At 71.1% G+C, this 23,022-nt stretch carries 20 protein-coding genes; 10 read left to right on the forward strand and 10 right to left on the reverse strand.

Translation table 11 applies throughout. The features are described from left to right. Positions 1-69 precede the first annotated feature (69 nt). The 4 genes from ASF41_RS13710 to mscL all read left to right on the forward strand — a co-directional run bounded on the left by ASF41_RS13710 (position 70) and on the right by mscL (position 3,649). Positions 70-1,284 carry an MFS transporter gene (locus ASF41_RS13710; protein ID WP_056211698.1) on the forward strand — a complete coding sequence of 405 codons (1,215 nt, stop codon included), beginning with the start codon at positions 70-72 and terminating at the stop codon, positions 1,282-1,284. A 252-nt stretch (positions 1,285-1,536) separates the two neighbouring features. Then, complete coding sequence (locus ASF41_RS13715; protein WP_056211700.1) at positions 1,537-2,247, forward strand: phosphatidylserine decarboxylase; 711 nt, start codon at positions 1,537-1,539, stop codon at positions 2,245-2,247. Positions 2,248-2,256: 9 nt separating this feature from the next. Next, positions 2,257-3,129, forward strand: a complete 873-nt coding sequence (locus tag ASF41_RS13720; protein WP_056211702.1) for a phosphatidylcholine/phosphatidylserine synthase — start codon at positions 2,257-2,259, stop codon at positions 3,127-3,129. Positions 3,130-3,220: 91 nt separating this feature from the next. Then, positions 3,221-3,649 carry a large conductance mechanosensitive channel protein MscL gene (gene mscL / locus ASF41_RS13725; RefSeq protein ID WP_056211704.1) on the forward strand — a complete coding sequence of 143 codons (429 nt, stop codon included), beginning with the start codon at positions 3,221-3,223 and terminating at the stop codon, positions 3,647-3,649. Between the two features lie 4 nt (positions 3,650-3,653). Here mscL and ASF41_RS13730 read toward each other — a convergent pair whose 3' ends face one another. The 4 genes from ASF41_RS13730 to ASF41_RS13745 form a co-directional block, all read right to left on the reverse strand. Beyond that, the gene (locus tag ASF41_RS13730; RefSeq protein ID WP_200917582.1) at positions 3,654-3,920 is read right to left on the reverse strand and encodes a hypothetical protein; all 267 of its coding nucleotides are present in this window, start codon (positions 3,918-3,920) and stop codon (positions 3,654-3,656) included. A gap of 215 nt (positions 3,921-4,135) precedes the next feature. Then, positions 4,136-4,546: a DUF1236 domain-containing protein gene (locus ASF41_RS13735; protein ID WP_056276085.1), complete on the reverse strand. Its 411-nt coding sequence runs from the start codon at positions 4,544-4,546 to the stop codon at positions 4,136-4,138. A 204-nt stretch (positions 4,547-4,750) separates the two neighbouring features. Beyond that, positions 4,751-5,491 (reverse strand): sigma-70 family RNA polymerase sigma factor, encoded by a 741-nt coding sequence (locus ASF41_RS13740; protein ID WP_056211709.1) that lies wholly within the window; start codon positions 5,489-5,491, stop codon positions 4,751-4,753. A gap of 150 nt (positions 5,492-5,641) precedes the next feature. Then, positions 5,642-6,499, reverse strand: coding sequence for a class II glutamine amidotransferase (locus ASF41_RS13745; RefSeq protein WP_056211711.1), 858 nt, complete (start codon positions 6,497-6,499; stop codon positions 5,642-5,644). 313 nt (positions 6,500-6,812) lie between these two features. Between ASF41_RS13745 and ASF41_RS13750 the strand changes: the two genes are divergently transcribed. The 3 genes from ASF41_RS13750 to ASF41_RS13760 all read left to right on the forward strand — a co-directional run bounded on the left by ASF41_RS13750 (position 6,813) and on the right by ASF41_RS13760 (position 11,860). Continuing rightward, the gene (locus ASF41_RS13750; protein WP_056494021.1) at positions 6,813-9,359 is read left to right on the forward strand and encodes an ABC transporter transmembrane domain-containing protein; all 2,547 of its coding nucleotides are present in this window, start codon (positions 6,813-6,815) and stop codon (positions 9,357-9,359) included. A 140-nt stretch (positions 9,360-9,499) separates the two neighbouring features. Further along, a complete protein-coding gene (locus tag ASF41_RS13755) occupies positions 9,500-10,729 on the forward strand; it encodes a L,D-transpeptidase family protein (RefSeq protein ID WP_407067284.1) in 1,230 nt (409 codons plus the stop codon). A 231-nt stretch (positions 10,730-10,960) separates the two neighbouring features. After that, positions 10,961-11,860, forward strand: a complete 900-nt coding sequence (locus ASF41_RS13760; RefSeq protein WP_056276078.1) for an MBL fold metallo-hydrolase — start codon at positions 10,961-10,963, stop codon at positions 11,858-11,860. Between the two features lie 45 nt (positions 11,861-11,905). Here the strand turns inward: ASF41_RS13760 and ASF41_RS13765 are convergent, their stop codons facing one another. From ASF41_RS13765 to ASF41_RS13790, 6 genes are all read right to left on the reverse strand, one after another. Continuing rightward, a complete protein-coding gene (locus tag ASF41_RS13765; RefSeq protein WP_056494024.1) occupies positions 11,906-13,378 on the reverse strand; it encodes an amino acid permease in 1,473 nt (490 codons plus the stop codon). Between the two features lie 166 nt (positions 13,379-13,544). Next, a complete protein-coding gene (locus ASF41_RS13770) occupies positions 13,545-14,207 on the reverse strand; it encodes a DJ-1/PfpI family protein (protein ID WP_056494227.1) in 663 nt (220 codons plus the stop codon). Between the two features lie 137 nt (positions 14,208-14,344). Continuing rightward, entirely contained in the window at positions 14,345-14,722 is a 378-nt protein-coding gene (locus ASF41_RS13775) for a response regulator (RefSeq protein WP_056211718.1), read from the reverse strand. A gap of 15 nt (positions 14,723-14,737) precedes the next feature. Beyond that, a complete protein-coding gene (locus tag ASF41_RS13780) occupies positions 14,738-16,009 on the reverse strand; it encodes a sensor histidine kinase (RefSeq protein WP_056494028.1) in 1,272 nt (423 codons plus the stop codon). 511 nt (positions 16,010-16,520) lie between these two features. Continuing rightward, positions 16,521-18,023, reverse strand: a complete 1,503-nt coding sequence (locus ASF41_RS13785; protein ID WP_082504405.1) for a M48 family metalloprotease — start codon at positions 18,021-18,023, stop codon at positions 16,521-16,523. Positions 18,024-18,028: 5 nt separating this feature from the next. Beyond that, a complete protein-coding gene (locus ASF41_RS13790) occupies positions 18,029-18,802 on the reverse strand; it encodes a DNA-binding protein (protein ID WP_244479656.1) in 774 nt (257 codons plus the stop codon). Between the two features lie 1,569 nt (positions 18,803-20,371). On the opposite strand from ASF41_RS13790, the gene ASF41_RS13800 reads away from it, so the two are divergent. The 3 genes from ASF41_RS13800 to ASF41_RS13810 all read left to right on the forward strand — a co-directional run bounded on the left by ASF41_RS13800 (position 20,372) and on the right by ASF41_RS13810 (position 22,868). Beyond that, positions 20,372-20,797, forward strand: coding sequence for a helix-turn-helix domain-containing protein (locus tag ASF41_RS13800; RefSeq protein ID WP_056381949.1), 426 nt, complete (start codon positions 20,372-20,374; stop codon positions 20,795-20,797). 141 nt (positions 20,798-20,938) lie between these two features. Further along, positions 20,939-22,117, forward strand: coding sequence for a methionine adenosyltransferase (gene metK / locus ASF41_RS13805; protein WP_056276071.1), 1,179 nt, complete (start codon positions 20,939-20,941; stop codon positions 22,115-22,117). A 4-nt stretch (positions 22,118-22,121) separates the two neighbouring features. Next, positions 22,122-22,868 carry a tRNA (guanosine(46)-N(7))-methyltransferase TrmB gene (locus ASF41_RS13810; protein ID WP_082504407.1) on the forward strand — a complete coding sequence of 249 codons (747 nt, stop codon included), beginning with the start codon at positions 22,122-22,124 and terminating at the stop codon, positions 22,866-22,868. The last annotated feature ends 154 nt before the right edge of the window (positions 22,869-23,022 follow it).

Below are 23,022 nucleotides of genomic sequence, written 5' to 3' on the forward strand. Positions count from 1 at the left end.
GGCGGTGGCCGGGCGAGATCATCCGCTGCGGCGTGTCACGGCTTCCGGGCCGACTCCGCAGGAGCATTCATGGACGAGGCGAGCGAGCGGTTGATCGAGGCCGGAACCCCGGCCTTCCGCCGCACCGCCATCGCGCTGGGGGCCGCCGGGTTCTCCACCTTCGCGGTGCTCTACGGCGTGCAGCCGCTACTGCCCATCTTCGCCGACGACTTCGCGGTCTCTCCGGCCGAGAGCAGCCTCGCCCTGTCGCTGCCCTGCGCCATGCTGGCGATCGCGCTCCTGGTGGTCAGCCCCCTCTCGGAGGTCTGGGGCCGCAAGCCCATCATGGTGGCCTCGCTGTTCGCCTCGGCGCTCCTCACCATCGTCGCGGTCCTGGTGCCGAGCTGGCACGGCTTCCTCGCCCTGCGCGCGCTCACGGGGCTCGCCGCCTCCGGTCTGCCGGCCGTGGCGATGGCCTATCTCGGCGAGGAGATGCATGGGCGTGCCATCGGCCTCTCGATGGGACTGCTCATCGGCGGGAACGCGGCGGGCGGCATGGTCGGCCGCCTGCTCACCGGCATCATCGCCGACCATGCCTCCTGGCGCTGGGGCCTCGGCACCATCGGCGTGCTGGCGCTCCTCGCCGCCATCGCCTTCGTCTACCTGCTGCCGGATTCGCGGCGCTTCCGGGCGAACCGGATGCGCTGGCGCGAGGTGCCGGGCACCTTCGGTCAGCACTTCCGCGATCCCGGTCTGCCCTGGTTGTTCGCCGAAGCGTTCCTGCTGATGGGCGGCTTCGTCTGCATCTACAACTACATCGGCTTTCGCCTGCTCGATCCGCCCTTCTCCCTCAGCCAGAGCGCCATCGGGGCGATCTTCGTCGTCTACCTGTTCGGGACCGTCTCCTCGGCGCTGACCGGCGAGATCGCGAGCCGGCTCGGGCGGCGCAAGGTGCTGTGGCTCGCTATCCTCCTGGGCCTCGCGGGCGTGACCCTGACGCTCTCCGCCCATCTCGGCCTGATCATCCTCGGCATCGTCCTCGTCACCGTGGGCTTCTTCGGCGCGCATTCCGTGGCCAGCAGCTGGGTCGGGCGCCGGGCCCTGCGCGACCGGGCCCAGGCCTCGTCGATCTACCTGTGCCTGTACTATCTCGGCTCCTCGGTGCTCGGCACCGCCGGGGGCTGGTTCTTCGCCCATGCGGGCTGGGTCGGCGTGGTGGCGTTCTTCGCGACCCTCTACGGCCTCGCGCTGGCGATCGCCCTGCGGCTGGCGCGCCTGCCGCCCCTCGTCCAGGCCGATGGCTGACACCCGTCCCCGGTTTGCCGGCGGGGCCTCGCGCGTCCCTGATCCGAAATCGCGATGGGATGCCTCGCGCGTCCCTGATCCGAAACCGCGATGGGATGCCTCGCGCGTCCCTGATCCGAAACCGCGATGGGATGCCTCGCGCGTCCCTGATCCGAAACCGTATGACGGACGCCGCTCCGTGCCTTATGAGGGGGCCCCTGCCCAGGGAGCCTTCCGGGGGCGCCCACCAGACGAAAGCAGTCCGAAACACCCATGACCGATCTCCTCGAGACGATTCGCCGGACGCTCGTGCCGATCCACAAGGAGGGCTATCCCTTCATCGTCATCGGCATCGTGCTGACGGTGATCGGCGCTTACTTCGCGCAGTTCCTCGGCTGGATCTTCCTGATCCTGACCCTGTGGGTCTGCTACTTCTTCCGCGACCCCGAGCGGATCACTCCCGTGGGCGACGGCCTCGTGGTCTCGCCGGCGGACGGGCGGGTGAACCTCATCTCGACGGTGCTGCCCCCGCCGGAGCTCGACCTGCCGCAGGAGCCGATGCTGCGCATCTCGGTCTTCATGAACGTGTTCGACTGCCACGTGAATCGCGTGCCGGTGACGGGTCGGATCGGGCAGATCCACTACACGCCGGGCCTGTTCCTCAACGCCGAGCTCGACAAGGCCAGCGACGACAACGAGCGCAACGGCCTCGTCATGGAGACGACCCACAAGGGCGCGCCCCTGCGCATCGGCGTGGTGCAGATCGCCGGGCTGGTGGCGCGCCGCATCGTCGGCTGGGTCCACGCCAACGACACTCTGAACGTCGGCGAGCGCTTCGGCCTCATCCGCTTCGGCTCGCGCGTCGACGTCTACCTTCCGGTCGGCACTCGCGTGCTCGTCGGCCTCGGCCAGAAGGCCGTGGCGGGCGAGACCGTGCTCGCCGATCTCGGCGGCGGGCCCGAGCGCACGTTCCGGCGCATCTGAGGGGTTCCCATGGACGACCTGTTCCCGCCCTTCGCCCCCGATGCCAACGAGCCCCGGCCGCGTCGATTCAAGCCGGTGCCGTTCCGGATGATCGCACCGAACATGATCACCCTGATGGCGCTCTGCCTCGGGCTGACGGCGATCCGCTTGGCCTTCGAGGGCAAGTTCGAGCCCGCGGTGATCTCCATCGTGGCCGCTGCCTTCCTCGACGGCATCGACGGACGCGTGGCCCGGATGCTCAAGGGCACCTCGCGCTTCGGGGCGGAGCTCGACTCCCTGGCGGACTTCGTCAATTTCGGCTGTGCGCCGGCGCTGATCCTGTACGGGTTCGCCCTGAAGGAGCTGCGCTCGGTCGGCTGGATCGTCGCGCTGATCTTCGCCATCGCCATGGCGCTGCGGCTCGCCCGCTTCAACGCGATGCTGGACGATCCCAACCGCCCGGCCTGGAAGAAGGACTTCTTCGTCGGCATGCCGGCACCCGCCGGGGCGCTCACCGCGATGCTGCCGCTCTACCTCAACTTCCTCGGCCTGCCGATGGAGCACTGGGCGGCCCCCGTGGTGCTGGGCTACATGCTCTGCATCGCCCTGCTGGTGGTCTCCACCGTGCCGACCTTCTCGGGCAAGACCATGGGCAAGCGCGTGCCCCGGGACTGGGTGCTGCCGATCTTCCTCGTGGTGGTGGCGGCCTTCGGCCTGTTCATCAGCTTCCCGTTCGAGGCGATGGTGGCGCTGGCACTCGGCTACCTCATCACCCTGCCGATCGGGGCGGCGCAGTATCGCCGCCGCGCCAAGGCGGAGGGGCAGGGCTCCGCCGCGCTCGCTGCGGCCGACGATCTCTCCGAACGGGCGAGGCCGGCCCACGATCGGGCCGTGGACAGCTGACGCAGGGCGCTGTCGCTCCCGGGTTGTCATCGTCTAAGTTGATCGCGGCCCGGAAGCTTCGTCCGGGCACGAAGCATGCGGGGGCGGGTCGATGCTCGAGGAGTTCAAGAAGTTCGCGTTGCGCGGCAACGTCGTCGACCTCGCCGTCGGCGTGATCATCGGTGCCGCCTTCGGAGCCATCGTGACCTCGGCGGTGCAGGACCTGTTCATGCCGATGATCGGCGCGATCACCGGCGGTCTCGACTTCTCGAACTACTACATCGCGCTGTCATCCAGCGTGCAGAAGGGCGCGGCCTATGTCGACGCGAAGAAGCAGGGCGCGGTGATCGGCTACGGCCAGTTCATCACCGTGGCGCTCAACTTCCTCATCGTGGCCTTCGTGCTGTTCCTCGTGATCCGGGCGATGAACCGCCTCGTGAGCAAGGAGGAGGCCAAGCCCGAGGCTGTGGCCGAAGTTCCGGCCGACGTGAAGCTGCTCTCCGAGATCCGCGACATCCTGGCGACCAGGCCGAGGGTCTGACGATCTAGGGGGCTTCGTCGGGCTTCGGGGCCGCCCCGAGGTCGCCGAGCAGACCCTCGAGGGCCTGCTCGACCGCGACCGTGCCCTCCTCGTGGGTCTTCAGCCGCACCTCGAGCCGCTTCAGCTGGGGGGCGAAAGCCTCCGGGGCGGCCGGATCGCCGAGATAGTCCGGGACGGTCTCGCCAGTGGTGAACACCGTCCGCAGCTGTTGGCCGAGATGATCGCGGACCGGCTCGGGAAGGGCCGGGTCGAGCGTGGAATCGTCTGCCATTGTCTGGGTATCCCTCGCGTCCATCGACAAATTCGTACCCACGCGACGCGTACCGGGAAGAGTAACGGCCGAGATCGTCAAGTGTTGCACCGGTCATCGTCCGAAGGCCACCGGGGGAGGGCGGGGATGAACTGGTCCGAACGGAAAAAGGCCTCCGGCGAGGGCGTCGCCGGAGGCCTCGATCAATCCCCGCGCCGAGGGCGCGGCGGAAATCCTTAGTCGATCACTTCGACGATGCGGTGGCTGCGGTCGACCAGCACCGGACGCTCGTTGACGATGGTGTAGCGGGCGCCGCGGGCGTTGTACTCGGCGGGGACATCGTAATAGGTCACGCCCGAGTTCGGCAGCACGGCGCCGACGCGGACGTCGCCGTTGTAGTCGTAGGACGAGCGACGCTCGCGGGTGACGTACTGACGGAAGCGGGGACGGTCATCGACCCCGAGGATGCCGCCGACCGTGCCGGTCGCCGCGCCGACCGCGCCGCCGACGATCGCTCCGACCGGGCCGGCCGCATCCGCGCCCTCTTGGGCGCCGCGCTCGGCGCCGCGCACCAGGCCTTGCGCCTGGGCGGCCATGGGCAGGCTGAGGGCGATCGCGGAAGCGGCGAGAAGGGTCTTGAAGTTCATCGTGAAGCTCCTGAACGAGGATCCCGCGACGCTGTGAAGCGCTGCCGGGTTCAGGGCAGTAACGTCCAACTCCCGGAAGGGATGCGTCGAAAGTTCCGGGACCGAACAGAGCGGAGGGCCTTGTCCGCCGCGCCGGCGGCCACGGCCGGACCCCTTACGGGCCGGCGGTCGCGAGCCGCCGGAATCGGACTTCCCCGGGCGGGATCAGGCTTCCTTGGGCATGGCCGACTGGATCAGCCGGTCCGAGCTCAGGTCCTCCTCGTCGTAGCCGAGGAGCTCGGCGAGGCGCCCGCGGGCCCGGCTGACGCGGCTCTTCACGGTGCCGACCTTGCAGCCCATGATGGCCGCGGCCTCCTCGTAGGAGACGCCCTCGGCGCCGACGAGCACCAGCGCCTCGCGCTGGTCCGGCGGCAGCTTGCCCAGAGCCGTCTGCAGGTCCTCGACGTCGAGGCGGTCGCCCTGGTGCGGGGCGGTGGCGAGGCGGGCGGCGTAGGAGCCGTCCTGGTCCTCGACCTCGCGCACGCGCTTGCGGTGGTCCGAGTAGAAGATGTTGCGCAGGATCGTGAACAGCCAGGCGTTCAGGTTGGTGCCCGGCTGGAAGCGGGCGCGGTGCTGCCAGCCCTTCAGCAGGGTGTCCTGCACGAGGTCGTCGGAGCGGGCCGGGTTGCTCGTCAGCGACAGGGCGAAGGCGCGCAGGGACGGCACGGCCGCCAGCAGGCCGTTGCGGAACTCGGGCTCGATCGCCTCGCCGCGCGCCTTGAGGGCGGCCTCCAGCTGCGCGATGAGTTCGGCGAAGCGGGTCGGCTGTTCGTCCGCGGGCAGGCGGTCGTAGACCGTGCGCAGGTGCTCGCCCAGATGGGTCCGGATGTTCGAGGACAGGTTCGGCCGGCCATCGGCAGAGGCCGACAGGGCGTCGGGGGCGGTGTCGGTCACGTCGCGTGTCATGGCTCGTCGTAATCTGGGGCGGTCAGGTTTCGTGTCGGCCCGAGGCGTCCGAGAAGCACCCGCGTGGTCAACTGATGTCGGGCGTTGTAGCGCATCTGGGCCGGCCACGCATCCCGCCGGACAACCGTGGCGGTTCTGCGCCGCGCCGCATCAACAGCCGCAGGGGGACGGGACCCGGTCCGGGAGCGGGATCGCCTTGGCGGAGGCCCCCTTGGACGAGCCTCCCGGGGCATTGGCCGGCTTGAGGGTGCGCACCACGCCGTCGCGCAGGGAGAGCACGTGGCCGCGCTCCACGTCGGTCCAGCACTCGTCGCGGGTGAGGGCCTTCGTGGCGATCACCGTGACGACATCCTTCGCGCCGGTCTCCTGCGCGAAATCGACCCGCCAGTCCTCGTCCACCAGGGTCGCGGTGCCGAAGGGGGCACGGCGGGTCAGGTAGCACAGGCGCTTGCCGCAATGGGCATAGAGGGTGCGGCTGTCCGACAGCAGCATGTTGAAGACGCCGAGGCCGTGCAGGGCCGCGCAGAGGTCCGCCACGGCCCGGTCGATGCGGGCCGGGCTCGGCAGGTCGGGCCAGCGCTGCTGCAGCTGGTCGAGCATCCAGCAGAAGGCGTGCTCGCTGTCCGTGGAACCGACCGGCTTGAACCAGGTCAGGGGCCACTTCTTCACGCCCTTGAGCTGGCCATTGTGCGCGAAGGTCCAGCGTCGGCCCCACAATTCGCGGCTGAAGGGATGGGTGTTCTCGAGGTTGACCCGGCCGCGATTGGCCTTGCGCACGTGGGCGATGACGATGCGGCTCTTGATCGGCGTCCGGCGCAGGAGCCGGGCGAGCTCCGACTGCGCGCTCGGTTCCGGCTCGTGGAAGGCGCGGGCGCCGCGTCCCTCGTAGAAGCTGATGCCCCAGCCGTCGGCATGCGGGCCGGTCTCGCCCCCGCGCCGCGCCAGGGCGGCGAAGGAGAAGCGGATATCCGTGGGCACGTTCGCGCTCATGCCGAGCAGTTCGCACATGGAGGTTCGGGGGACTTCGCGAGGGACGGAGGGAGGACGTTGCGGGGCGGCGGACCCCTGGGGGTGCCGAGCGACCCACTCTAGAGGATTTTCCCGCCCGCGGGAGCCGCTAATCCGCCTGAAACGTCCGGAGTGCGCGCTGGGTCCGCGCCGCCGCCGTCGCGCCGGGCGATGACCGGGAACGGCGGCGGAGAAGGGCAGCGGAGAAGGGCGGTCCGGCCCGCCGAGGTGCGCCCCCGCGCTTTCGCCGCCGGGGACGATCCTCTAAGCCGCTCCCCGGGCCCCTTTCCGGGGCGTCGTGGACAGGGTGCCGATGGACCGCGATCCGATCGCCTTCACCTGGCGGACCGCGCGGCGGGAGCATGCCGCCGCGGTCGGGCTGGCGCTCGGTCTCGGCGGACCCCTCGCGCTGCTCGCACTCCTGTGCCTGCGGGATCTCGTCGGCGTGCAGGTGCACGACACCGATCCCACGGGACCGTTCCTGCGGATCGCCGCGGCCCTGCCCTGGCGTCCCGCCGCCGAGGGACCCTTCGTGGCCTTCGCGGGCTGGATCCTGCCCCACGGCGAACTCGTGCGCGCGGCCTTCCTGGGGCTCGCGGCGGCGGCCCTCGCCTCGGCCGGTCTCGGCTGGGCCGTGGCGCGCCTGTGCTTCCATGCCCAGACCCGGACGGTGGCCGCCCTGCAGGGGCGGGTCACCGAGGCGATCCTGCGCGCGCCGCCCGGTGCCCGCGACGAGGCCCGCGCCCTGGCCCAGGCCATGGGAGACCTCCTCGCCCGCCTCGACACGCTGTTCGGCCTGGCGATCCTGGTCCCGGCGCTGGCGGTCGGCGGCACCGTCCTCGCCCTGGTCCTCGCGGGCCTCGCCGCGCCGCGCCTCGTGGTCACGGTCGCCGCCGGGCTCCTGGCCGCCGGCCTCGCCCGGGCGCTGATCCAGCGGCGGATGCAGGACCGGGCCGCCCTGCGCCTCCGGGCCGGCGGGGCCGCCGGGCGGGCTCTCGCCGACCTGATCCGCCGCATGCCGGCGGTGCGGGCGCACGGGGCCGGCGCCTTCGAGCGCGAGCGCCTCGCGGCCAAGGGCGCCAGCACCCGCGACGCCCTCGCGGCCTCGGAATCCGCCCTGGCCTATGCCCGCGCGCCCTCCATGGCTCTGGCGATCCTGCTGCCCGCGATCGTCGTGGCGGTGGCGCTGTGGCGCGGGCACGACGGCACCACCGAGCCGGTGGAGCCCGGGGCGCTGCTGGCCGCCGCCGGTGGTTTCGCCCTCGCGGTGGTCGCCCTCACCGTGACCCTGCGGATGGCGAGCCTGCATCGCATCCTCGCCGGCCCGTTCCGCGACGTCGCCGTCGCCGTGCCGGCCCTCGAGGGCCGTGCCCCGGCCCGCCCCGGCACGGTGACGGCCCTGCCGGAGGCGGGCGCCCTGGTGGCGCAGGGGGTCGGGGCCTACGATCCCGCCACCGGCGAGCGGCTGGCCGGCGTCGACGCCGCCCTGCCGATGCCCGGCCACGTCGCCATCCTGGGCGAGCGCGGCAGCGGCAGCCGGGTGCTCGCCGCGATCCTGGCCGGGCAGCTCGAACCCTCCGCCGGCGCGGTCACCTACGGCGGCATCGACCTGCGCGCCTTCGAGCCGGAGGAGCGGGCCCGGCGCATCGCCCTGGCGGGGGCCGAGGCCATTCTCATCGAAGGGTCCCTGCGCCAGAACATCCTCTACGGCGCCTCCGGGACCCCCGATCCCGACGACCTCATCGCCACCCTGCGGATCACCGGCCTCGACGCCTTCGCGTATGCACGCGGCCTGGAGGGCACGGTCGATCCGGCGGCCGAGCCGGAGATCGCCCGTGCCGTGGTGGCCGCCCGCCACGCGGTCCGCGAGGCGCTCGCCGCCGACAAGGCCGGCCGCCTGGTGGAGCCCTTCGATCCGGCCCGCTACAACCACCAGGCCACGGTGGGCGAGAACATCCTCTTCGGCGAGGCGGTGGGGCCGGCCTTCGCCTCCGACCACATCGCGGCGCACCCGTATCTCCGCGCCGTCCTGGAGGCGGAGGGCCTCAGTCGCCCTCTCACGGAGATCGGTCTCCAGGTCGCCCGCAGCCTCGTGGAGATCTTCGCCGACCTGCCCGACGATCATCCGCTGTTCGAGACGTTCTCGCTGTTCCCGGCCGCCGAGCGGGGCTTCTTCGAGGATCTCGTCGGCCGCCAGCCCGAGGCCAAGGGCTGGCGCCGCGGCCCGGCCGGCCAGCGCGACCGCAAGCGCCTGATCGGCCTCGCCCTGCGCTACAGCGAGACGCGGCACCGCTTCGGCCTCATCGACGCCGCCTTCGAGGGGCGGCTGGTGGAGGCCCGCCGCTCCTTCGCACGCCTGATGCCCGCCAACCTGCGGGGAACGGTCGAGTTCTACGATCCGGCCCGGCTCACCGCCGCCGCGAGTCTGGAGGAGAACATCCTGTTCGGCCGCATCAACGGCGAGGAGGCCGGCGCCGAGGCCCGGGTGCGGGCCCTGGTGCGCCGGGTGCTCGCCGACGAGGGCCTGGAACCGGCCGTCTACCGCCTCGGCCTCGAGAGCCGGGTCGAGCCCGGCCTGGCCGGGGGAGGCGCCAGCCTCGGCGAGAACGCCATCGGCCCGCGGGAGCGCATCGCCATCGACCTCGCCCGCTGCCTCGTGCGCCGGCCGGACATCGTCGTCATCGCCATCGCCCTGGAGGACCGGAAGGGCGACGAGATCCGCGCCCGTCTGGCGGCCCTGCGGGCGGCCCGGGCCGGCCGCGGACTCATCGTCTGCCTGCCGGATGCCGAGGCCCTGGCCGGGGTCGAGCCCTTCGACGCGGTGCTGCGCATCGAGCGCAACACGGTGCTGGCCGCCTGATCGCGGGTGAGAACCGGGGCTTCCCCGGCTTTCCGGGGCCTTCCCCTATTGCCGCCCCATTGGGATGCGATAGGCAGGAGGGCGTGCATCGTGCACGGGCGTCCGCCCGCCAGCGGACGGGTCGCTCTTCAGGACCACGCATGGTCTTCCTGTCCCGGGGCCCGCTCCGCCGTGCGGCGTCGGCCCTTCTCGCTCTCGCGACGCCGATCCTGGCCCTCGGCGCCGTGATGGCGGCGTCGCCGGCCGCGGCCGAGCCGTCCAAGGCCTTCGCGCCGATTCCGGCCGCCACCCTGGCCCTCATGCAGGCGCGGGGCACCACGGCGGCGGCCCCGGTGCTGTTCCGGGCCTACAAGAAGGAATCCGAGATCGAGGTCTGGAAGCGGGCCGGCAGCGGCCGCTTCGTCCACGTGAAGACCTTCCCGATCTGCCGCTGGTCGGGCCAGCTCGGCCCCAAGCGCAAGAGCGGCGACCGCCAGACCCCCGAGGGCTTCTACACGGTGCCGCAGCGCCAGATGAACCCGAATTCGCGCTACTACCTCTCCTTCGACGTCGGCTACCCCAATGCCTATGACCGGGCCCACGGCTCCACCGGTTCGGCCGTGATGGTGCACGGGGTCTGCTCGTCGATGGGCTGCTTTGCCATGACGGACCAGGTGGTGGGCGAGATCTACGCCATCGCCCGGGAGGCCTTCGCCGGCGGTCAATCCGCCTTCCAGTTCCAGTCCTTCCCGTTCCGGATGACGGCCGCGAACATGGCCCGGCACCGGGCCGATCCGAACATCGATTTCTGGCGCCAGCTCAAGGAGGGCGCCGATCGATTCGACGCCCTCGGCGAGGAGCCGGCCGTCAGCGTGGTCGGCGGTCGCTACGCCTTCGCCCCCGCGAAGGATCCGGCCAAGGAGGCCCAAGTCGTCGCCTATCGCGGGGCCGAGGAGGCGCGCATCGCCACCTTGGTGGAGGAGGGGAGCGCGGCCGTGCGCACCACCTATTCCGACGGGGCGCAGCATCCGTTCTGGGCGGCGCTCGCCGCCAAGGGGGCCTCCCTCGGCGACGTGAGCCGGCCGGAAGCCCTCGCGTATGCGGGCCAGGAGGTGGTGGTCATCGCGGCCCGGCCACGCCCGGTCCCCGTGGCCGAGGCGGTGTGGTCGCGCTGGATCGCGCCGGACTCGCCGCTCTCGCGAACCCGGATGCCGGGCTTCGTCCCGGCTTATGAGCGCATGGCGCCGCTCTTCGCGCCTCTGGCGACCGCCGCCCTCGGGACGGAGGCTTATCCTGTCGCCTGGCCGCGCCTGGTTCGCTTCGGCCTGTCGGGCACCCTGCCGGTGCCCGGTCCGGCCCGGGGCACCCTCGACGTCCTGGCGCAGCGGTGAGTGGGCCGGTGGCCGGGTCGACACAGTTCGCCGGCGAAGTTCCGGGCCGGATGCCTCGCCGCCCAGCCATGTGCGGGCTCGCACATCGGGGGGAGGGGCGGCTTACTACCTCAGAGCAGTTCCACTTCGATCCCGGCACCCGCCTACCGCCGACCCGCGAGGATTGGATCGCGCCGGTGCGACGAAGGGCACCCGATCCAGATTGGGATCGGGGCATATGGTAATCGAACGATGACCTTCTCCTCCCGTCCCTTCGCGGATGACGGCCTCACCCTGACCTTCTGGGGTGTACGCGGTTCGACGCCCGTCAGCGGCCCGGATTACATCGAGTTCGGTGGCAGCACGCCCTGTCTCGAGATCCGGTGCGGCGAGCGGCTGTTCCTCCTCGATGCGGGTTCGGGGCTGAATGCCTGCGGCCGCCATCACCGCGATGCGATGCCCAAGGAGATCGACCTCCTCTTCAGCCACCTGCACCTCGACCACACCGCCGGTCTGCCGTTCTTCAAACCCGTGGTGCTGGACCCGGAGCGGACCCTCAACACCTATTGCGGCAATCTCGACGGGGAGAGCGCCGCCGCGGCCCTCGACCGGCTGTTCGCGCCGCCGCTGTTTCCCGTCACCCTCGACATCATTCCCTGCCGGCTCGCCCATCACGGCTTCAAGGCCGGCGAGCGGCTGACCTTCCCCGACGGCGCCACCGTCGACACGATCCTGCTCAACCATCCGCAGGGCTCGGTGGGCTACCGCTTCGAGCATGCGGGCCGGCGGCTCTGCGTGATCAGCGACATCGAGCACAGCGATCCGTGGCCGGACGCGGCCCTGAAGGACTTCGTGCGGGACGCCGACCTCGTGGTCTATGACGGCATGTTCACCGAGGGCGAGTATCCGGTCTGCCGGGGCTGGGGCCACTCGACCTGGCAGAAGGGCGTGGAACTGGCGCAGGCCGCTGGCGTGAAGGCCCTCGCCATCATCCACCTGCATCCCTGCCACACCGACGCGATGCTGCGCAGCGTCGAGGCCGACATGCAGGCGGCGATGCCCACCGCCTTCATCGCCCGCGAGCGCCAGACCGTGGCCGTGGGCGAGCCGGTGTGCAGCGCGCCCACCCTGGCCCTGGCGCGCACCGCCTGAGGCGCAGGGTCCCTCGCCCGAATGGGGCGGGACCTCCCGGCTCGATCAGGCCGCTTCCTCCCGCCCGACGCGGCTGTGGCGCCGGCTCCAGGCGAAGTAGATGACGAGGCCGATGGCGAGCCAGACCAGCAGGCGCAGCCAGGTCTCCCCGTCGAGCGAGACCATCATGGCAAAGCAGCTGAGGATGCCCAGGATCGGCACCAGGGGGACCAGGGGCGTGCGGTAGTCGCGGCGCGCATCCGGCTGGGTCCGGCGCAGGATGATGACGCCGATGCAGACCAGGATGAAGGCCAGCAGCGTGCCGATGCTCGTCATGTGGCCGAGCTGGGAGATCGGCAGGAAGCCGCCCAGCGCGCTGGTGAACACCATGAAGAACAGGTTCGAGCGGTAGGGCGTCTGCCAGGCCGGGTGGATCTTGGAGAAGAAGCCCGGCAGCAGCCGGTCCTGGCTCATGGAGTAGAACACCCGGCTCTGGCCGAGCAGCAGCACCAGGATGACGGTGGAGAAGCCCGCGATCACGCCGAGCGTCACGAGGCTGCGCAGCCACAGGAACGGCGTCTGGCCGATGGCGGTGTTCACCGGGGCGGCGTCGCCCTTCATCTGGTCGTAGTGCACGAGGCCGGTGAGCACCCCCGCGAAGGCGATGTAGATCACCGTGCAGATGGCGAGCGACCCCAGGATGCCGATCATCATGTTGCGCTGGGGATTCTTGGCCTCCTGCGCGGCCGTCGAGACCGCGTCGAAGCCCACATAGGCGAAGAACACCACGCCGGCGCCCCGCATGATGCCGCTCCAGCCGTACTCGCCGAATGTGCCAGTGTTCTCGGGGATGAACGGCACGTAGTTCTGCGCCTTGATGTAGAACAGCCCGACCCCGATCACGACCGCCACCACGGCGAGCTTGATCAACACCACCACGGCGTTGACCCGGGCCGATTCCCGGATGCCGATCATCAGCAGGGCGGAGGCCGCCACGATGATGAAGATTGCCGGCAGGTTGACGAGGCCGTGGGCCGTGGTGCCGTCGGCGAGGACGTAGGTCTCGAAGGGGGAGTGGACGAGGCTCGGGGGCAGGTTGATCCCGAGGGTGTCGCGCAGGAAGCGCGTGACGTAGCTCGACCAGCTCACCGAGACCGTGGCCGCGCCGACCGCGTATTCGAGCACGAGGTCCCAGCCGATGATCCAGGCCACGAACTCGCCCATGGTGGCGTAGGCGTAGGTATAGGCCGAGCCCGCCACCGGGATCATGCCGGCGAGTTCGCTGTAGCACATGCCCGCGAAGGCGCAGGCGATCGAGGCGATGGCGAAGGAGATCACCACCGCGGGGCCCGCATGCTCGGCCGCCGCGATGCCGGTCAGGGAGAACAGGCCGGCGCCGATCACCGCACCGATGCCGAGGGCGATCAGGCTCCAGGGGCCGAGGGTGCGGGCGAGCTTGTGCTCGCCGCCCTCCGCGTCGCTGTTCAGCCGTTCCAGCGATTTCGTGCGCGTGAGGTCGCCCGCGAGGCCTGCCGCCATAGGGTGGTCCTATCCTGGTTGGGAGCGGATGACCCGCCCGGCATTGCGGGCGGGCGCGGAAGAGGATGGCAAGGGTGTGGTCTTCGTGAGGGGCGATCTTGGCGTTTGCCCAACGCAGTGGCAAACGGCGATTGGCGGCCCCGGCAGGTTTCGGGCCGCGCTCCCGTCACGGGCGCGTGATCGCCGCGGCCGCCGCGTCCGCACCGTCGATGAGTGGGCCGAGGATCGCCCGCGCCCGCGCGGTGATGGCGGGGCCGGCCGCTTCCGGCGTTCCGGCCACGAAGGGGGGCGCCGGGGCGTATTCGGCCACGAGCTGGCTCGTGCGGGCCGCCTCCGGCCCGGCGAGCCGCGCGCAGAACGCCAGGGCGAAGTCCAGACCCGCCGAGACGCCCGCCGCCGTGACGCGGTTGCGGTCGAAGACCACGCGCTCATCCACCGGAATGGCGCCGAGGCGCGGCAGCACCCGGTCGCGGACGCACCAGTGCGAGGTGGCGCGATAGCCCTGCAGGAGGCCGGCCGCCCCGAGGATCAGCGAGCCGGTGCAGACGCTGGTGATCCAGCCGGCGCGCGCCGCCCGGTCGCGCAGGAAGGCCAGGGTGTCGGCATCGCGCATCTGCGCGGGCGTGCCGTCGCCCCCCGGCACGAACAGCACGTCGAGGTCGCGCGGGCAGGTCTCGAAGCTGTCCCCGGCCAGGAGGGTCAGGCCGGTATCCGATGAGACAGGGCCGGCCGAGCGTGCCACGAGGTGCAGCCCGCCTCCGGCGATGCCGGCGAGGAGGGCCTGCGGCCCGACGAGATCGAGGGCGGTCATGCCCGGATAGAGCAGCATCGCGATGCGCAGCGCGCGTGTCCGCGCGGGCCCCGCCTCGGGCGCCCCGGCCGCGGAGGATCCGACGGCGGTCAGCGCCGCGGCGCCCGCGAGCCCCGCGACCGCGACGGCGCGGCGGGTGGGGCCGGGGGGCTGGATCACGCGTTCGGCCCGACCGCGAAGGATTCGATGGCCTTGATCAGCGTCGCCGCGCGGTAGGGCTTGGTGAAGAACACGCTGCCCGCGATGAGGCGGGGCGGCGTCTGCGAGAACCCCGTGGCGTAGATGACCGGCAGGTCGGGACGCAGGGTCCGCGCGGCCTCGGCGAGCTGCCATCCGTCCATCAGGCCGGGCAGCCGGATATCGGTGAACAAGATGTCGACGGACGCTTCCGCCTTCAGGATGTTCAGGGCGATCTCGGCGGTCGCCGCCTGGAAGACGGCGAAGCCGGCATCCTCGAGATCGGCCGTGATGACTTCCAGTAGCAGAGACTCGTCCTCCACCATGAGGATGCGTGGTTTGGCCGAGCCGCTCATCGTCGTGGCGTTCCGTCAGGCGTAGCCCAGGCGTGGTGTGCGGCCGAGCCGGGACGCCTCTCCACTCGGATGAGGGGACGATAGCTCGGTTGGATCGCGAGGCAAGTAGATCCATACCGTCGTGCCACGGCCCGATGCACTTTCAATCACGACGTGCCCATCGGATTGCTTGGCAAAGCCGAAGACCTGGCTCAGGCCGAGGCCGGTGCCCTCGCCCACCGCCTTGGTGGTGAAGAACGGCTCGAAGGCACGGGCGAGAACCTCCGGGCTCATGCCCTGGCCGCTATCCGCGACCGCGATGGCCACGTGATCGACGGGGCGCAGGGCGGGGATCTGCTCGGCTTCCGCGGCGGGAACGTTGCGCGTGCGGATGACCGTGCGTCCGCCCTTTTCGGTCGCGTCGCGGGCATTCACCGCGAGGTTCAGCAGGGCGTTCTCCAATTGGTTGGCGTCGACGCAGACGGGCCAGACCTGCGGCGCGAGGGTCATTTCCGGGCGCTCCACCGTGTCGAGGGCCCCGCGCAGGAGTTCCGACAGGTCGCGGATCAGCCGGTTCGGGTCGACCCGCACCGGCTGGAGGGGCTGGCGCCGGGCGAAGGCGAGCATCTTCTGCACCAGGGCCGCGGCGCGCTCGGCCCCCGTGAGCGCGCCGTTCAGGGAGCGGCGCGCCCCGCTCTCTGGAGGCAGGAAGCGCTCGATCCGGTCGAGGTTGCTGATGACGATGCCGAGCAGGTTGTTGAAGTCGTGGGCGACGCCCCCCGTGAGGGCGCCGATGGCCTCCATCTTCTGGCTCTGGCGCAGCATCTCCTCGGCCCGGTCGCGCTCGGCATGGGCCTCGTGCAGGGCGGCCAGCGCCGCGTCGCGCTCGCCGATCCGCGCCAGCAGCTCGGCATTCGCCCTGCGCAACTGGTCGGGCGAGGGCAGGGCGAGGGCCCGCGGCAGCAGGACCCAGAGCAGGATCGCCGTCACGATCGAGGCGGCGGCGGTGATCGCCTTGATCACGGCCTCGGCCGCGTAGTCCGGCACCCACAGGGTCCAGATTCCGAAGAGATGGGTGGTGCCGCAGGCTAGGATGAAAAGGGCGAAGGCCCAGAACATCCATCCGAAGGCGATGTCGCGCCGCCGGGTCACGAAGACCCCGAGGGCCACCGGGATGGTGAAGTAGGCGAAGGCGATGATCGCGTCCGAGACGACATGCGTCCAGATCAGCTCCGGCCGCCACAGCAGGCAGATCCCGTGTGGTGCCAGGCTGGTGCGGTCGAGGAAGCCGCTCAGGATCGCGAGCATGTCAGGTCTCGGAGGCTCCGGGTTCATCCGCTTCCGACCGGGCAGGCGCAGCGGGCATGATCTGCGTCCGATTATAGCCTGAACAACGCCTGACGTCCCAGACAAAAGCGCGTGTTGACTATGAGCTATTAAGGGTCACGACTGGGGCGTGCGCTGATTTATTATGGCTCTGCACGGGGACGGCGCCGCCGCGCGGTTTTGGCCCGCGGTCTCGGCGCGCGTACGCTCCCCCGTATGGAGGGTGAACCATGTGCGGTGTCAGCCGCTCGGCGCATCGGTCGAGGCGGAGGAGCCGGTGGTCCGCGGCGGGGCGAGATTCCCGAGAGTGGCACGGAAGGGAACTCGCAGCCGATCGATCCGCCGCGATCGCCGAGGCCTCGACGGTGCGCGAAACCGGAGCGGGGAAGCCTGTCCCACACGGCCGGGCACCGACCGGCGCCGAAGTCCGCTCCCGACTCGCCGCTCCCGACTTGTTGATCGCGTCTTGCCGAGCGCTTCTCGCCGGGCGCGTCTATTCCACCACGACCTTGTAGGTCTGGCCCGCCCGGAGGGGGGCGCCGCGCTCCAGGCCGTTCAGCACGAGGAAGCGCTCCACCGGTTTATCCGGGACCACCATGCGCTGCGCCAGGGTCTCGACGGTCTCGCCGGCGCCGGCCGTCACCACCACGAGGCGCAGGGGCCGCAGGGTCCGGGCCTCGGCCGGATCGATCGCGGACAGGCTCTCGGTCCAGCGCCGGAAGGCGCCGTCCGGATCGGTGCTGCCCTTGGCCGCCATGATCATCCGGAAGGTGGTCTCGCCGACCCGGATCACGGCGAGGCGGAAGGTCCAATCCTTGCCGCGGGACAGGGCCGTGGCCGCCGGGTAGCCGGCGACCATCCGGTTCTCCAGGGAGCCCGGCTCGACGACATCGTTCCAGGTCGCCTTCAGCACCTCGTCGAGGCCCTGGCCCGGATTGCTCTCGACCTGATCGAAGAGCAGGCGCCGGCTGCCCTCTCCGGTGGTGCCCAGGACCGCGTTGCGGGTGTTCTCGATGGAGAAGCCCTCCGGCACCTCGAAGGCGATGCCGAGGGCGGGATGGAGGAACTTGCGCCCGCGCACGACGCCGTCGCCCGGATTGTCGCCGTAGGCGATGCCGTCGATGGCCGCGAGGTAGCGGGCGCGCTCGTCGACCCCGAGGCCGGGGGCACCGATGAGGCGGGCGGCGCGGGTCACCAGCGTGATGCGCTCGGTGGTGCCCGGATGGGTCGCCAGCATATCGGGTTCGCCGGCCATGCCGGTGCCGGTCTTCAGGGCCGTGGTCCGGCTTAGGGCCGTGAGGAACCGGCCGGCGCCGAACGGATCGTAGCCGGCGCGCGCCAGGGTGCGTACCCCGACGCTGTCGGCCTCGAGTTCCTGATCGCGCGAGAACCGGGCGAGGGCGAATTTCGACTGGCTCTGGAGCTGGGCGCCCGTCACGGGATCGTTGAGTACGTCGGCCACGACCTTGCTGACCAGCTGCGAGCGCAGCGCCAGCTCGGTGCGCGCCGTGGCGTGGCGCAAGGTGACGTGGGCGATCTCGTGGGCGAGGACGGCGGCCACCTCGGAGGTGTCGCTCGCCAGTGCCAGCAGGCCCCGAGTGACGTAGAGCCGGCCGCTCGGCAGCGCGAAGGCGTTGATGACGGGCGAGTCGAGCAGGGTGACCGCGTAGGTCTCCTCCGGCCGCTCGGTCGCCTTGACGAGGCGGTCGGTCACGTCGCTGACGAGACGCAACGTCGCCGGGGACCGGTACTCGCCGCCGAAGGAGGCCACGAGCTTGGCGTGGTCGGCGTCCGAGGCAGTGCGCTCGCGCCCCGTCGTGCGCGGCGCCTCGCGGGGCACGGCCAGCGCCGCCTTCTGCACGACGGCACCGGTCTGGTCGCCGATGCAGCCCGAGAGCAGCAGCCCGAGGAGCGGCCAGGCGGCGGCCTGCCGGCCGGGCCGGAGCCGGCCCGCCGGCGAAGGAGCGGCCATCGTGAGGCGAAGGATCGAACCCATGCCGTTCAGCGCCGCTGCGCCTGCTCCCCGTCCAGAACTTCGATCATGTCGGCACTCGCGATGTCGAGGGTCGGGCCGCGCCACGCCTCGACCACCCCCCGGACCCGGACCTCTCGCCCGCGCAGGGAGGCCGCACTCAAACCACGTTCCTGCAAGACGCGCCAAGTGCGTTTCGACACGGTCACGGTCAGCCCATCCTCGCCCCGGCCTGCGAAGTCGAGATAGGTGCGGCGCGGGCGCTCGCCGACCCACCGCACCGCGCCCTGCATCACGACGAAGTGACCCAGTCTGGCGCGCAGGGCCGGGCCGTCCCGGACGTCCGGACCGGCTTGGCCCCAGAGGCCGCGGCCGCGCCGTCGCGCCCCGGCCTCGACCGCCAGGAGAGCCGGCCGGCACAGGGTGTCCCGCTCGCCCGCATCGACCGCGACGAGGCCGAGGGCCACCAGCCCGGCCGCGAGATCGGGCGTCGCCGCCTCGGCGTCGGTCTCGGCCACCGTCGCGTCGACGTGGGACCGGCCCCATCGATCGCTCTCGCCCCGGGCGACCAGCGTCAGGGAGCGTCCGTTGCGGGCGAGCAGCCAGGCGCCGGCCTCCGACGCCAGGTCCGGCCTGTCCGGCCAGCGCACGCCGTCCAGCACGGCCCGTTGGCCGGACGCGAGGATCAGCTCGCCCCGCACGCCGAGGCCGGCGAGACGCTCCGCCCGCGCCGGCGCCTCACGGCACTCGGGCGCGCCCGCGCCGGCCGGGTTCGGCAGCGCGAGGACGGCGCCAACGGCCAAGCCGAGACGCCGTCCTCCCCGCAGGCGGGGCGATCGTCGCTGTGCGATCGTCACGAAACCGACTCCCGGGCGATGGTGCGAATCCCCCGCCATTGTCGCCCCGTACGGGGTGGAGACAAGGAAGGGGGCCGGCGCGCCGGCCGGTTCATGCCGCATTGCGGCAAGATGGCCACAGGCGAGACGACCGCCCAAGGGGAGGAGAGGCCGGCGAGGCTGGGCCTCGCGGACCGGCCGGCAGAGACGTGCGTCCCCGGTTGGCGGGTCCGGACGATGATGCTAGGAACACCCCCGGTGAGTCTCCGTAGCTCAGCTGGACAGAGCACAGGTTTCCTAGATCTTAATTGGGCGTCGCGAGGGGAAACCGCGCGGCGGATCCGCTCAAATTCGGGGAACGCTCACCGTGTGCTTCCGGCGCACGCAGCCAATCCCGAGCCAAGCCCGGCACCCGCATCCGCGGGCTTCGGGACGGTGTAGAGACTAGACGGGCGGCACCTAAGGGGTTCGGCGACGAAGCCTACGGTGAAGGGATAGTCCAGACCACGAACGGGCGCCTCCGGGCGCGCGGCGGCGGAAGCCGAAGTGGGATGAAACCTGGGGTCGCAGGTTCGAGACCTGCCGGGGACGCCACCACGCACGCGCCGTGTCCGGCGCGCGATTGCATCGATCTCGCTTCAGAATTTTGTAGGCTCGGGCTTGGAGGCTTGGGCCGTTGCGCCGGGCATGCCCCCGCAAGGGCAGGGGGGCGACCCGTACAGGCCCGCGTGCCTGGGCTCGGCGCCAGCAGATGCGGATCGAATCGGCGCGCGCTGACGGGCCGTTGTCCGAATGGAGGCTTGGTCCGGAAGGCCCGTCTTAGGGCTTGCGGGTCCGCGAGGCTTCCTCGATGGCCGCCTGATGATATCCGCTGTCGTGGTAGGCCGCTTGGGACGGGCGCTGCCCCTTCACCTCGCCGTCCGTCTTGCCGATCGCGGGTGATCCCTGTGCCGCCGAGGCCCGCGGATTGCGAAAGGGCAGAATCGTGGCCGTCTGTTGATGATGTCCCATAGTCATGACGCGTGAGGTCCCTTCATGCGCTGCCTTCGCAGCGCCGTGGGACAAGAGTATAGGTCTGCCTGATACGTTTTGCATCACGAGGAGCCCGATAAATCCTTCAGATGCGAGAAATATAGGCTTGCCCCATATTCTTTCAGGATTGGTCAAGGTCTCTGACCGTTCGAGGCGTGAAATTGGGCATGACCGCTTCTTGATCTGACGGTTGTTGATGGGCGGGCGCGATCTCGCCGTCCGGCGCCTGGATGCCGTCTGCCCCAGGGCTCGACCACGCCGGCCGCCCGGGCCCGGTTGCGATGCGGGAAATGTGGGGTGGACGGCTTGTCCACATGATCGCCCGGTCGCGTGATCCCCAGGGCCCCGTTCGGTTTGACGCCTGCGGGAGGGGGCCATACCGTCCCGCCGGGCGAACGGAAGGCAGGTCGTCTCCGCGGCGAAGCCTTCGCTGAGGGCGAAGGGTCCGGACGTGGTCAGGCCCTGGCGCTGCAAGGGCTCGCAGCAGAGCGTGGGACGGGCAAGATGGCTGGGCAGAAGACGGACGCACGGGACGTTCACGTGGGGCAGCGAATCGCCGAGCAGCGCAAGAGGGCGTCCCTGACCCAGAAGCGCGTCGCCCAGAGCTTCGGGATGTCGGCCGCCCAGTTGCAGAAGTACGAGAAGGGCACGAACCGCATCAGCGCCATCCATCTCGACACCTTCAGCCGGCTGACGGGGGTGCCGATCGCCTATTTCTTCGACGGGCTGGAGCACGAGGGCGCGGGACCGTCCGGCGGCGACGCAGGACCGGGGTTCGCCGAGGGGCCTCAGGAGGTCTACGCCGCCGACAATCCCTGGCTGGGCCTGACGGACGTCGTGGTGCAGCACGTGAGCGCACATTTCCCCGAGCCGGAGCGCCGCCGGTTCGCCGCGATCCTCCAGGCGATCGGGCGCCAGCTCGACGGCTGATCTATCGTCCGATTCGTTCGCTTTGGCGGATTTATCCGGTCTTCCGGCTTGACCCTGCGGGGCCGTCCTGCCAGACACGCGCGCCTGATTAATCGAGAACGGCGCCGCGACAGCTTGGGCGCTCACAGCATCGGGACCCCAATGCCGCGTTCAAACTACCTGTTCACGAGCGAATCCGTCTCGGAAGGCCACCCCGACAAGGTCTGCGACCGAATCTCCGACACCGTCGTGGACGCCTACCTCGCGGCGATGCCGGAAGCCCGCCTCGGCGTCGAGACCCTGGCCACCACCAACCGCATCGTCATCGCGGGCGAGGTGCGCGGTCCCGATTCCGTGACCTTCGACCATCTCGCCGAGCTGACCCGCGCGGCGGTCAAGGACATCGGCTACGAGCAGTCGGGCTTCCACTGGAAGAACAACGACATCGCCATCCACCTGCACGCCCAGTCGGCGGACATCGCGCAGGGCGTGGACTCGTCCGGTAATAAGGACGAGGGCGCGGGCGACCAGGGCATCATGTTCGGCTACGCCTCCGACGAGACGCCCGAGCTGATGCCGGCACCGATCTACTACGCCCACAAGATCCTCAAGGACCTCGCCGACGCCCGCAAGGCCCGCCAGGGCGACGCCGCCAAGCTCGGCCCCGACGCCAAGAGCCAGGTCACCGTCCGCTACGAGAACGGCCGCCCCGTCGGCGTCACGCAGATCGTGCTCTCGACCCAGCACCTGGACGAGTCCCTCGACTCGGCCGACGTGCGCGCCATCGTCGAGCCCTACATCCTGGCCGCCCTGCCGCAGAACTGGGTCTCCGAGGAGACTGTCTGGCACGTGAACCCGACCGGCAAGTTCGTGATCGGCGGTCCCGACGGCGATGCCGGCCTCACCGGCCGCAAGATCATCGTCGACACCTACGGCGGCGCGGCGCCCCACGGCGGCGGCGCCTTCTCGGGCAAGGATCCGACGAAGGTCGACCGCTCGGCCGCCTACGCGGCGCGCTACCTCGCCAAGAACGTGGTGGCCGCCGGCCTCGCCACCCGCGCGACGATCCAGCTCGCCTACGCCATCGGCGTCGCCAAGCCGCTCTCGATCTACGTCGACCTCCACGGGACCGGCCAAGTCGACGAGGCCCGGCTCGAGGACGTGCTGATGAACGCCTTCGACCTGTCGCCCCGCGGCATCCGGACGAAGCTCGGCCTCAACAAGCCGATCTACGCCCGCACCTCCGCCTACGGCCATTTCGGCCGCGCCCCGGAGGCCGATGGCGGCTTCTCGTGGGAGCGCGTCGATCTGGCCGACAGCCTCAAGTCGGCCCTGGCCTGACCCCATGACCCTGGGGCGGGACCAGCTCCCGCCCCACCCGGGCGGGCACGAATCACCGGAGGGCGCCGACCGCGCCTTCTACGGCCGCCGCAAGGGCAAGCGCCTGCGGGCCGGCCAGGAGCAGCGCCTGTCCGAGCTGCTGCCGACCCTCCGGCTGACCCTGCCGCCCGCCGGCGAGCCCCTCGATCCTCCGAGCCTGTTTCCCGTCCCGGTGGACGAGGTCTGGCTCGAGATCGGCTTCGGCGGCGGCGAGCATCTCGCCGCCCAGGCGGCCGCCCACCCCCGCACCGGCATCATCGGCGCGGAGCCCTTCGTCAACGGCGTCGTCAAGCTCCTGCGCGCGGTGGACGAGGCGGCCCTCCGCAACGTCCGGATCTGGGACGAGGACGCCACGGCCCTGCTCGCGGCCCTGCCCGATGCCAGCCTGGCCCGGGTCTACCTGCTCTATCCCGATCCCTGGCCCAAGCGCCGGCAGCGCAAGCGCCGCTTCGTCTCCGACGGCGCCCTGGCGGAGATCGCCCGCGTGCTCCGGCCCGGCGGCGTGTTCCGCTTCGCCAGCGACATCGACGATTACGCCGGCTGGACCCTCGTTCGCGCCGCGCGCTGTCCGGACCTCGCCTGGACCGCCGAGGCGGCCCGGGACTGGACGCAGCCCTGGTCGGATTGGCCGGGCACCCGCTACGAGGCCAAGGCCCTCGCCGCCGGCCGGCCGCCGAGCTACCTCGAATTCCGCCGGGTCGGACCGGCCTGAGCGCGGTGGCGGCGTAACCCGGTTTGCCGACATCCTTTTGATGGGGTTGTTCGAGAAACGCGCATCCCCATCTCAGCCCGGCCTTGTTCCGCTCGGACTTCGGTTGTCTGATGGGCCGCGATCACCGCGAGCCGTCCGGTGGAGCGCGGTCGCG

The sequence above is a fragment of the Methylobacterium sp. Leaf111 genome (assembly GCF_001423285.1).
Lineage (GTDB): Bacteria > Pseudomonadota > Alphaproteobacteria > Rhizobiales > Beijerinckiaceae > Methylobacterium.